This is a genomic window from Chitinophaga tropicalis (genome assembly GCF_009758205.1).
Classification (GTDB): Bacteria; Bacteroidota; Bacteroidia; order Chitinophagales; family Chitinophagaceae; genus Chitinophaga; species Chitinophaga tropicalis.
In genome coordinates, this window is the sequence record NZ_WRXN01000017.1 from 132,387 (window position 1) to 144,873 (window position 12,487).

Consider the following 12,487-nt stretch of genomic DNA (forward strand, 5'->3'; position numbering starts at 1 on the left):
AAACCCGTCTGGCCTTTGGCCAGACGGGTTTTTCTATTTAAGACAGATATATGAAAATGATAACATTTAAGAATTGCTTATATGTGTTAGTTGCTGGGACATTGCTGAGTGTCTTCGCCTGTTCAAAGAATGGTGATGCACAGGCGCCGGATAACGGGACAGATACTATACCTGAAGATGTTTTCACACCCCGGACACCCGGTATTACGGAACAAAAGGTAAGTACAGCGATAGGTAATATTGAAGAGTACCTTTTATATATTCCTGAAACATATAATGAACAGAAGCGGTATAAATGGCCGTTGGTGATCTTCCTGCATGGGGTGGGAGAGATAGGAACGGACGTCAGTATCCTGAAAAAAGTAGGACTACCCAAGGTGGTGGCCGGTAAGCAGTTTGTAATGATAGCGCCGCAGTGTACAGCTACCTGGTGGAATACAGATGTTTTACAGAAATTATACAAGGAAGTGTTGGAAAAATACCATGTAGATACCACACGTATTTATCTCACCGGTCTGAGTATGGGAGGATATGGCACCTGGAACTGGGCGCAGGCAAATCCGCAGAAGTTTGCTGCCATTGTACCCATCTGTGGCGCGGGTACGCCCTCACAGGCATGTGTATTGAAGAATATGCCCATATGGGCTTTTCATAATGCTAACGATCCTACGGTCAATGTTGCCGGTTCCCGTGATATGGTGAACGCATTGAAAGCCTGTGGCAGCAGCCTGGTGAAATATACAGAGAATGCAACAGGCGGGCATGACGCATGGACAAAAGCCTATGCAGATTCCACATTATATACCTGGCTGTTAAAGCAAAAGAAGTGATCAGTGAGTAGTCCTGATATCAATCACTTTCAGTTGAAGGTTCATTTTTCCATTCCACTCATTTTCATCGATAGTAAATACCATATCAAAAGGTCTTTTACTGTTGACAATGGGGAATTTTTCAGACATGTAGAACCCTATACCCGTTAATGCGTTGGGCGATTTACCTTGTTTGACGGAGAATTTAATATGCTCATCTTTCACAAGGCGTGAATATCCGCTATCTGTTACATTTCTTACAAGGAAAACAGGTCGCAGGTTTTCCGGTCCGAAGGGTTCGAACTGGCGCAGTATATTAAAGAATGCCGGTGTAATATCTTTCAGTGTTATTTCCGTATCTATCACTATTTCCGGTACCAGCAGATCAGGATCTATTGTAGTAGCTACCACTTCTTCAAATTTCTGCTGGAAGGCTTCCACATTTTCAGGTTTCAGCGTCATGCCGGCAGCATAAAAATGCCCGCCATAATTTTCCAGAAGATCTTTACATTGGTGGATGGCCTCATATACATTAAAGCCTGTCACTGACCTTGCAGATCCTGCCACTTTATCGTTGCTCAGTGTAAGGATGATAGTGGGACGGTAATAATATTTATCAATAAGGCGTGAGGCAACTATACCTACTACTCCTTTATGCCAGTCCGGTTTATATAATACTGTTGATTTTTTATCTTTTAGCGAGAGATCGTTTTGCAGCAGTTCTACCGCTTCTTTGGTAATGTTGCCATCAATTTCCTTACGGTCAAAGTTATCTGCATGGAGCACTTCTGCAATGGCCATTGCTTTTTCCATATCTGTTTCCACGAACAGGTTGACAGCTTTGCGGGCGTCATCCATTCTGCCGGCTGCGTTTACGCGTGGAGCTATTACAAATACAAGATTGGAGATGGTAAGCTGCTCTTTTAGTCCGCTGAGCTGAATAAGCGCTTTGATACCCGGAAGAGGTGATTCGTTCACTTTTTTCAGCCCATGGAAGGCCAGTACACGGTTTTCGCCGGTCATGGGAACAATATCTGCCGCAATGCTGGTAGCTACCAGGTCAAGGTAGCGGTGTACTTTTTCTTCGGATACTCCTTTTTTCTGTGCAAAGGCGGAGATGAGTTTATAACCAATCCCGCATCCACTCAGATCTTTATATGGGTACGGACAGTCGTATTGTTTAGGATTGAGGATAGCCACTGCCGGTGGTAGTATGGCATCCGGCAGGTGATGGTCACAGATGATGAAGTCTATACCATTATCTGCCGCCCATGTGATCTGTTCTACGGCCTTGATGCCGCAGTCCAGCGCTATGACCAGGGTGAAGTCGTTCTCTTTTGCATATTCTATCCCCTGCGGTGAGATCCCGTATCCCTCCCGGTAGCGATGCGGGATGTAAAACTCTATATTATCATATAAGGAGTGAAGAAAGTCGTACACGGTGGCAACGGCAGTAGTGCCATCTACGTCATAGTCGCCAAATACCAGGATCTTTTCTCTCATGAAGAAGGCCTGTTCAATACGGGACACCGCTTTGTCCATGTCTTTCATGAGCCACGGATCATGAAGATCTGCCAGGGTAGGGCGGAAAAAGAGGCGTGATTCATCATAGGTATGCATACCTCTTTGCACAAGCAGTCTGCAGAGCAGAGGGTGAATGCGCAGGGAGGACTGGAGCAATGCTTCCTGTTTTGGTTGATAAGATCTGACTGTCCAGCGTTTTTGCATTAATGCCTGATGTTATATCTAAAGATGGTTGAGCAAATAATCATTATAGTGAAACACCTAATCTACAGAAAAATCAGGAGTAAACCTTGGCTATACCGTGTGCCGGGAAGTATATTTTAAAAAGTACGGTCTGTGGTATAGCGGACCAGTGTTTCCAGGCCATCCCGTACCTGGTTTCCAGGTAGGCTGTGAAGTATGGCAAGGGCTTCATCCCGGTATTCGAACATTTTCTGTTGTGTATATTCGATGCCACCGGACTTTTTGACCAGGTCAATGACCTCTGACACACGGTCTTTGTCAGTGTTATGGTTCTTTACTATATTAATAATACGTCTGCGGATGTCAGGAGTGGCATGTTCGAGTGTATAGATAAGCGGGAGGGTCATTTTCTTTTCACGTATATCGATCCCGGTGGGTTTACCTATTTTTTCGGTGCCATAGTCAAACAGGTCGTCTTTGATCTGGAAGGCTACGCCAACTTTCTCTCCGAAGAGCCGCATTTTTTCTGTCACTTCGTCGTTGCCGGTAGCGCTCCAGGCGCCTGCAGCGCAGGCTGAAGCCAGAAGGGAGGCTGTTTTGCGGCGGATGATCTCGAAGTAGATATCTTCTTTAATATTGAGTTTACGTGTTTTTTCTATCTGGAGCAGTTCTCCTTCACTCATTTCCCTGACAGCTTCGGAAAGTATCTGTAAAGATCTGAAGTCATTATTATTAAGAGAAAGGAGCAGACCTTTTGACAGGAGGTAGTCACCTACCAGAACGGCTATCTTATTTTTCCAGAGGGCATTAATGGAGAAGAACCCACGTCGTTCGTTGGCATCGTCCACTACGTCATCATGTACAAGGGTGGCAGTATGGAGAAGTTCCACCAGGGCTGCAGCCCTGTATGTACTTTCCTGTATATTGTCTGTGAAGAGTTTGGCTGATAAAAGCACGAACATGGGCCTGATCTGCTTCCCCTTGCGTTTGACAATATAATGCATGATCCTGTCCAGCAAAGGAACATGACTTTTTACTGAGTCCGCAAATTTGCTTTCAAAATCCTGTAATTCCTTACTGATCAGGTGTTTAATTTCGTCCATAGGTGCTATAAAAAGATTGCTAAGCTAGGCTTAAAATATCAAATTTTAACAAATTGGCCCCTAATTTGTATATATGGGTGTAACATAACTTTAACATTACTTTGTTTTAGTTATAACAAATATGCTTATTAGTTATATACCGAAGCAAATTAAGGTATAATGATTGTTTTGCCTAAGCACTAGTAGTTAACTAGTTATCAATGAAAATAATATTGTAACAAAAATTTGAATATTCATCTGAGAATTTTACCTTTGCTGGGTAAAAAACGGGTTATTAGTAAATTTTTAACAGTTTTTAAATAGAAAACAATTATGGCAAGCAAAAAGTACTTATTACTGGCAGGCGCTATGAGTCTCCTAGCGGCGTCCTCCGGTTTTGCACAAGTTACCCCTGTTTATGATGCCCTGGATTCCTCTAAAGTACCAGCGTCAAGACAGGCCCAACAGCAGAATTTTTCAAACCATCAGTATGATTTCCCTGCAAAACCACGTGATATGTGGGAACTGGGTTTCCATGGTGGTCTGCACCTGATCAATGGTACCATTCCTGCTAAACCAGGCTTCGGTGGTGGTATCTCTCTGAGAAAATCCCTGGGTCATACTTTCTCTGTAAGAGCTGAGTATACTGGTTCTTTTGATAAAGGCCAGGATTACAGACTCCGTCCGGTAAGTCTCAATAATAGCTCTGCTTGGGCTCCTACCGCAGCGCTGAACAACGGTAACATCGTTGCTAACTATAAAACAGCTACTCACCAGCTGTCTTTAGACCTGATGGCTTCCCTGAGCAACATCCTGTTCTACAAGGCTCAGCCTAAAGTGAACTGGTATGTATTTGGTGGTTACAGCCTGGGTCTGATCGACGTTGATGTTGACGCTAAAGGCGCTAACGGTGCTGGTTACAACTACTCTGGTGTTAACTTCAGCGCTAGCCGCAAAGACATCAAAGATCAGCTGAAAAACATCCAGGACGGTGATTATGAATCTAACGCACCTTCTCAGGGTAACAGAGGCAACATTGGCCGTAAAGACGACAACCAGCTGCTGCGTCACGGTGCAGACTTTGGTACTGGCGTTGCTTTCAGAATCTCTAAACGTTTCAACATCGGTATCGAAGAGAAATATACTCTGTACTTTGACGACTATCTGGACGGTTATTCCTCTCCATATAGCAGCCACAAAGACGCTTTCAGCTACACCAGCGTACGTCTGAACTTCAACCTGGGTAACAGCTCTAAACGCGTTGAGCCATTATGGTGGGTAAATCCGCTGAACTACGCTTACAACGAACTGAGCGCTCCTCGTCACATGAAACTGCCTACTCCGGTTCTGCCTGATGCTGACGGTGATGGCGTAACTGACCAGTTCGATCGCGAGCCTAACACACCAGCAGGTGCTCCTGTTGATGTTCACGGTGTAGCTAAAGATACTGACGGTGACGGTGTTCCTGACTACAAAGATAAACAACTGGTTACTCCAACTTACTGCCAGCCAGTTGACGCTGATGGTGTTGGTAAATGCCCGGATCCTGAGTGCTGCAAAAACATGGCTGCTAAACCAGCTTGTAACAGCCTGATCCTGCCTAGCGTATCTTTCAAAGGTAGCTCTACCAAAGTTTCTTCTGAAAATGAAGCAATCCTGGCTAGCGTAGCTAACACCCTGAAGAGCGCTCCTGAATGTAACGTTCTGGTTACCGGCCACGCTGGTGCTAAAGGTAAAAAAGGTGGTGTTGACCTGAGCAGCAGAAGAGTTGACGCAGTTATCGACTACCTGGCTGACAAGCAAGGTATCGACCGCGGTCGCTTCATCAAACAAAACACTCCTGGTGAGTCTAGCACTGTTGACTTAGCTCCTGCTAACTAATAGTCTCTCACTGAGAAGATATAAAGCCCCGTCTCGCCTCTGGCCAGACGGGGTTTTTCTATGTAGGCATGAACTAATTTTAACCCTGGAATCGATAATTTGCACATCTCCACATTTCCTGCTAACTTTGATGGCTTTTTCAATTAACAACATACTTCGTGAGAATAGACATTAACAGGATCAGCCTGGCCGGTTTATTAGTAGCATTAGGTATTATATATGGTGACATCGGGACCTCACCATTATACGTATTCAAGGCAATTGTTGGTGACAAACCTGTAAGCGACCTACTGGTTATCGGAGGTATCTCCTGTATTATCTGGACCCTGACGCTCCAAACAACAATTAAATATGTAATCCTGACTCTCCGGGCTGACAACAAAGGAGAAGGCGGGATTTTTTCTTTATACGCCCTTGTAAGACGGCACGCCAAATGGGCCGTTATATTTGGGATGATAGGCGGCGCTGCCCTGCTGGCAGACGGTATCATCACTCCACCCATCACCGTTACCTCCGCCATCGAAGGTTTACGTACCCTGGAAGTATTTAAAGACCTGAGTCAGTGGACAATCGTCAAGATCGTACTCACCATTATCTCCGGTCTCTTTATAGTGCAACAGTTCGGAACAGTATCCATTGGCAAGCTGTTCGGACCTATCATGCTGATCTGGTTCTCTATGCTGGGCATATTAGGTATGTCCCACATCGCAGACGACCTCTCCGTATTCAAAGCCTTCAGTCCTCACTACGCTATACAACTGCTGATCACATATCCCCACGGATTTATGATCCTCGGCGCCGTATTCCTCTGTACTACAGGAGCAGAAGCTCTTTATTCTGACCTGGGCCACTGTGGCAAAGGAAATATCCGCCTGTCCTGGATATTTGTGAAATGCTGCCTGATCCTTAACTACCTCGGACAGGGTGCATGGCTGCTCACCCAACGCGGACAGATCATCCCTAAAGATCAGAACCCTTTCTTTACCATCATGCCGGAATGGTTCGTGATCTTCGGCGTACTGATAGCCACCCTGGCCTCTATCATTGCCAGCCAGGCACTGATCTCAGGGTCTTTTACCCTCATTTCAGAAGCTATGCGACTGAACCTCTGGCCTAAACTGAAGATCAACTATCCTACAGAAATGCGCGGACAGTTATACATTCCAGGTATCAACACCATGCTGTTTGTAGGTTGTGTTGCCATAGTACTGATCTTTAAAGAATCAAGCGCTATGGAGGCGGCATACGGCCTGTCTATCACCATCTGTATGCTGATGACGTCGTGTCTCTTTGCCTTTTACCTTTATACGCGAAGAGTACGGTTAAGCCTCATCCTCATTTACCTCATCATTTATTTTACAATAGAATTTTCTTTCCTCTTCGCCAACCTTGTAAAATTCATGCACGGTGGTTATGTAACTGTGATAGTAGCAGGTATCCTCTTCCTGGTTATGATCGTCTGGTTTAAATCACGTAAGATCAAGAATCGCTACGTTGAGTTTGTACGATTGGAAGATCATCTGCCGGTTATACAGGAGCTGAGCAACGATACCACTATCCCCAAATATGCTACCCACCTGGTGTATATGAGTAGTGCAGATAATCCGAAGGAAATAGAGCATAAGATCATCTACTCCATTTTAAATAAGAAACCCAAGCGTGCAGATATCTACTGGTTTGTGCACGTGGATGTTGTAGATGAGCCTTATCTCAGCGAATATTCTGTACAGACAATTATCCCTAATGAAGTGATAAGAGTGGAATTCAGGCTTGGATTTAAAGTGGAACAGCGTATTAACCTGATGTTCCGCATGGTAGTGGAAGATATGGTGCGTAACAAAGAGGTAAATATTACCAGCCGCTATGAATCACTCAGCAAGAATAACGTAGTGGGTGACTTCCAGTTTATCGTTATGGAGAAATTCCTTTCTCATGATAATGACCTGCCGCTCTATGAACGTTTGGTGATGAGGATGTACTTCTTCCTGAAGAAGATCAGTTTGTCAGAGGAACGTGGTTTTGGGCTTGATTCAAGTTATGTGACGATAGAGAAATATCCACTGGTGGTAGCGCCGGTTACTAATCTGCAGCTTCGAAGAATTATACATTCATAAAGAAACAGGCGGGCTTTAAGCCCGCCTGTTTTAGTCTATATAGAACCCGAATTTTCCCATTCGTTCATCTCTCATCGCCTCCATAATTTCTGTCTGTGTATTCATCACATAAGGTCCGTGCCATGCTATAGGTTCATTTAACGGTTCTCCGTCACAATAGAGGATAATTGCATCACTGCTGGCTGTTATATTGATTGTATCGCCTCCTTCGTCAAATAACACCAGGGATCTGTCGGTCGCTTCTTTACCGTTGATAGTTACATTACCTCTCAGCACATAGAACAACACATGTCTGTTCTCATTCACTGTGATATCAGCTTTACCATCAGTTTTCATATTGATAAGAAAAGCATTAATACCTGTAAGTGATTGTACAGCGCCCTTATTACCGTTCCAGTTACCCCCAGCAATAGCTACCTGCACCTTGTCATTATCCGCATTTATAACAGGGATATCATTCTTCTGCAAGCCGGTATATTTCGCCGTATTCATCTTCAGTTTCGCAGGAAGATTGATCCATAGCTGCAGTAATTCCAGTTCTCCGCCTTCTTCTTTGAAAGACTTCTCCACATACTCATTATGTATTAATCCTCTTGCTGCAGACATCCATTGTACACCGCCTTCATCGATCCTGCTATGATAGCCATGAGAGTCTTTATGCACCACATGTCCTTTAATGATCCAGGTCACTGTCTCAAATCCCCTGTGTGGATGCGGTCCGAATGGCATACCACTATTATATGGCGGCAGGTTCATTGGTCCGTGGTGATGCAACAGCAGGAATGGATCTATAGTCCCGCCGTTCTGTAAAGGCAAAGGACTGTAGAAGTAGTAGTCGTCTAAAGAACCACTGATAGGGTGGTTGCTGATGATTTTGTTGATTGTCTTTTGCATAGGCAAATTTACGGAGAATAGGGAGGGAGGGGAATGGATTAAAGTAAGAAAGAGGTGGAGGATTTTTCCGGTTTAACAAAAGGTTAACTGTATGACTTGGATGGTTGGTTATCTTTAAGTAAGTTTTTATACCCTGAAACCATACCTCATATGAAACGTTCTCTGCTTACTCAAAATAAAAAAGCCCCCGTTAAACGACGAGGGCAGCGTAAATGTTGACACAACGGAATAATCCTTATTGTGATTTGCTTTCAATTAGATTACTAAGATAAAGAAAATCACAATACAAAAAACAAAAGTCAAATTAATTATCAACCCATTATAATTACCACAATATGAAAAGAATACTCGGATTAGACTTGGGCACTAATTCTATCGGATGGGCCCTTATAGAACTGGAAGAAGATAAGAGCGATGGACGTATTCTTGGTGCTGGCAGCCGTATTATCCCAATGAGCCAGGATGTGCTGAGCGATTTTGGTAAAGGGCAATCTACTTCCCCAACAGCAGAAAGAACGAAGTTTCGTAGTGCTAGGCGACTAATAGAGCGGTTTTTATTGAGAAGAGAACGACTACATAGAGTTTTAAATATACTAGGCTTCTTACCATCACATTATAAAACTGAAATTGATTTTGACAGGCGACTAGGGCAATTCCTTCCAGGTAAAGAACCTAAGCTGGCTTATGATAAAGGTAATTTCATATTTAAAGAATCGTTTAAAGAAATGCTGCAGGATTTTGCAGCATGCAAACCTGAGTTGGTAAGTGACGGTAAAAAGATTCCTTACGACTGGACAATTTACTACCTGAGGAAGAAAGCGCTTACACAGCGAATAGAGAAGGAAGAAATAGCATGGCTGTTATTAAATTTTAATCAGAAGAGAGGATATAACCAGTTAAGGGGGGAAGAAGCAGAAGAGACGCAGAGTAAGAAAGAGGAGTTTTATTCGCTCAGGGTGGTTGACGTTGTTGCTACAGGAGAGCGAAAAGGAAATGATGAGATGTGTTATAATGTGGTGCTGGAAAATGGATGGATATATCGCCGTACAAGCAGGACGCAATTGGATTGGATAGGAAAAGTTAAAGAGTTTATTGTTACAACAGAGCTGAATGAAGATGGAACTATAAAGTTGGATAAAGAAGGTAAGGAGAAGCGTTCTTTGAGAGCCCCTGAAGATAAGGATTGGACACTTGTAAAGAAGAAAACAGAATATAATATTGATAAAAGCAAGAAGACTATTGGAGCTTATATTTATGATAATCTGTTGGATAATCCGGTTCAAAAGATCAGAGGTAAGCTTGTAAGTGTTGTAGAGAGGAGGTTCTATAAGACTGAATTGGAAAGTATATTGAAGAAACAGGAGGAATTTTATCCCGAATTGAGAGATGGCAAGTTGTATAGGGACTGTTTAGAAGAATTATATCAGCATAATGATGCTCATAAAAAGAATATAGCGCAGAAGGGATTTAATCATCTTTTCATAAATGATATCATTTTTTATCAACGTCCTTTGAAGAGTAAGAAGTCTCTTATCAGTAACTGTAAATTTGAACATAAGAGATTTATAAAGGATGGGAAAACGGAATTTGCTCCGTTGAAGTGTATTGCGAAATCCCATCCCTTATTCCAGGAATTCAGGCTGTGGGAATTTATACAGAACCTTCGGATATATCAGAATGAGAAAGATGTGGATGGCAGGCTTGCAATGGATGTTAATGTTACGGATGAGTTTTTCAAGTCAGAAGATGATTGGGTTCGTTTATTTGAATGGCTAAATGAGAGAAAGGATGTAGACCAGAAAGCATTACTCAAGCAATATTTAAAGATCAGGAAGTTAGATAATTACAGATGGAATTATGTGGTTGACAAACCATATCCTTGTAATGAAACCAGGTCTCTGCTTCTTTTTAAGCTCAGTAAAGTAGCAAATATTCCCAACGGATTTCTAAATAAGGAGAATGAAGAAGCACTTTGGCATATCCTTTACTCTGTAATTGAGAAAAATGAGATTCAGAAAGCATTGAAGAGATTCGCATCTAAGAAAGGGTTGGGAGATGATTTTGTTGAGATATTTCAGAAGTTTCCAGCCTATGAAAAAGAGTATGGATCTTACTCCGCAAAGGCCATCAAGAAATTATTGCCTTTGATGAGAAGGGGGAAATATTGGAACCAGGAAGAAATTGATGTAAATACTAAAGGCCGGATTGAAAAAATAATTACAGGTGAGTATGACGAGAAAATAAGAGATAGGGTACGGGATAAAGCTATTCAGTTATCTGATATTACTCATTTCAGAGGATTGCCCCATTGGTTGGTTTCATATATCGTATATGACCGGCATTCTGAAGACGGTGAAATAATAAAATGGCAAACTGCGGCCGATATTACTTTGTTGCCACAGTACAGTTTAAGAAACCCTATTGTAGAACAGGTTATTAATGAATCTCTGTTGGTGGTTCGTGATATCTGGAATGAGCATGGTGGGGGAGAGGAAGGATTCTTTGATGAAATACATATTGAATTAGGTAGAGAGATGAAGAATCCGGCAGATAAGCGAAAGAGAATGACGGATAAGATCAATGAGAATGAGAATACGAATCTGAGGATTAAAGCCCTGTTGATGGAATTCATGAATGATGGGGGAATTGAGAATGTTCGTCCTTATTCTCCAATGCAACAAGAGATACTAAAGATATATGAGGAGGGTGTATTAAATGGAGAAGCCAATATTCCGGATGATATTGTGAAAATATCAAAACAAGCTCAGCCGGGTAAAGCTGAACTGGTACGATATAAATTATGGCTGCAACAGAAATACAGATCGCCTTATACCGGCATGATCATACCATTGAATAAGTTATTCACCAGTGCCTATGAAATAGAGCATATCATTCCTCAGTCAAGGTATTTTGATGACTCGTTTAGTAACAAAGTAATTTGTGAATCTGAAGTTAATAAAGATAAAGATAACAGAACTGCTTATGAATATATAAAAGCAGATGGGGGTAAAAAAGTACAACTGAGCTTTGGTAGAGAAGTTTCTTTGTTATCGCTTCAGGATTACGAGGCATTAGTAAAAGATAGTTTTTCCAGGAACAGGGGTAAAATGAACAGGTTGTTGATGGAAGATATCCCTGAATCTTTCATCCAAAGACAGTTGAATGATAGCCGGTACATCAGTAAAGTGGTGAAGTCTTTAATGTCACGCATTGTGAGAGAGGAGGGGGAGCAGGAAGCCATTTCTAAAAAAGTAATAGTAAGCAATGGTTCTATTACTTCTACCTTAAGAAATGACTGGGGATTGAACGATATATGGAATGAAATAATAACTCCAAGGTTTGAGAGGATGAATGAGCTTACCAACTCACAGAACTTTGGAGAATGGACTAATAAGGATGGGAAGCGTGTTTTTCAGACTTCGGTCCCTATAGAATTATCCAAGGGATTTAGTAAGAAAAGGATTGATCATCGACATCATGCACTTGATGCTATAGTGATTGCTTGTTGTTCGCGTAATCACATTAACTACCTTAATAATGAAAGTGCACTTGGAAAGGGAAGAACGAAAGATGAAAAGGATAGGCGTAGATATGATCTGAAGAATATCCTTTGCTCTAAAAAGTTTAACAATGGGTCAGAGAGCAATTATAAATGGGTGTTCAATAAACCCTGGGATTCTTTTACGCAGGAAGTAAGGGATGTATTGCTGAATACGGTTATTAGCTTTAAACAGAATTTGCGGGTATTAAATAAAACCAAGAACTATCATCAGGCGTGGAGAAGTAATGGGAATGGCAAGATGGAAAAAAAGATCGTTCTACAATTGAAAGGAGAGAACTTGGCTATTAGAAGGTCATTACATCAAGATACTGTGTAAATGGTAAATAATAATGCAGCGATTTCAGTAAGAATGAATGCAACAAATTCGGTAACAATACTGCAGCAAAAACGGCAACAATGGTACAGCAAAATCGGTAACAATTGCTACACAATCCGGCA

At 42.2% G+C, this 12,487-nt stretch carries 7 protein-coding genes; 4 read left to right on the forward strand and 3 right to left on the reverse strand.

Going from position 1 to position 12,487, the window contains the following annotated elements; genetic code table 11:
- Window positions 1–50: 50 nt before the first annotated feature.
- Window positions 51–830, forward strand: coding sequence for a carboxylesterase family protein (locus GO493_RS27230; RefSeq protein WP_157309396.1), 780 nt, complete (start codon window positions 51–53; stop codon window positions 828–830).
- Here the strand turns inward: GO493_RS27230 and recJ are convergent, their stop codons facing one another.
- Complete coding sequence (gene recJ / locus GO493_RS27235; protein WP_157309397.1) at window positions 831–2,537, reverse strand: single-stranded-DNA-specific exonuclease RecJ; 1,707 nt, start codon at window positions 2,535–2,537, stop codon at window positions 831–833. It lies immediately after the preceding gene.
- Window positions 2,538–2,653: 116 nt separating this feature from the next.
- Entirely contained in the window at window positions 2,654–3,619 is a 966-nt protein-coding gene (locus GO493_RS27240; protein ID WP_157309398.1) for a polyprenyl synthetase family protein, read from the reverse strand.
- Window positions 3,620–3,931: 312 nt separating this feature from the next.
- Between GO493_RS27240 and GO493_RS27245 the strand changes: the two genes are divergently transcribed.
- A complete protein-coding gene (locus GO493_RS27245; RefSeq protein ID WP_157309399.1) occupies window positions 3,932–5,479 on the forward strand; it encodes an OmpA family protein in 1,548 nt (515 codons plus the stop codon).
- A 158-nt stretch (window positions 5,480–5,637) separates the two neighbouring features.
- Window positions 5,638–7,593 (forward strand): KUP/HAK/KT family potassium transporter, encoded by a 1,956-nt coding sequence (locus GO493_RS27250; protein WP_317165472.1) that lies wholly within the window; start codon window positions 5,638–5,640, stop codon window positions 7,591–7,593.
- 30 nt (window positions 7,594–7,623) lie between these two features.
- On the opposite strand, the gene GO493_RS27255 is transcribed toward GO493_RS27250, so the two are convergent.
- Complete coding sequence (locus tag GO493_RS27255) at window positions 7,624–8,487, reverse strand: pirin family protein (protein WP_157309400.1); 864 nt, start codon at window positions 8,485–8,487, stop codon at window positions 7,624–7,626.
- 335 nt (window positions 8,488–8,822) lie between these two features.
- Here GO493_RS27255 and cas9 point away from each other — a divergent pair, with 335 nt between their 5' ends.
- Window positions 8,823–12,365, forward strand: a complete 3,543-nt coding sequence (gene cas9, locus GO493_RS27260; protein ID WP_157309401.1) for a type II CRISPR RNA-guided endonuclease Cas9 — start codon at window positions 8,823–8,825, stop codon at window positions 12,363–12,365.
- Window positions 12,366–12,487 lie beyond the last annotated feature (122 nt).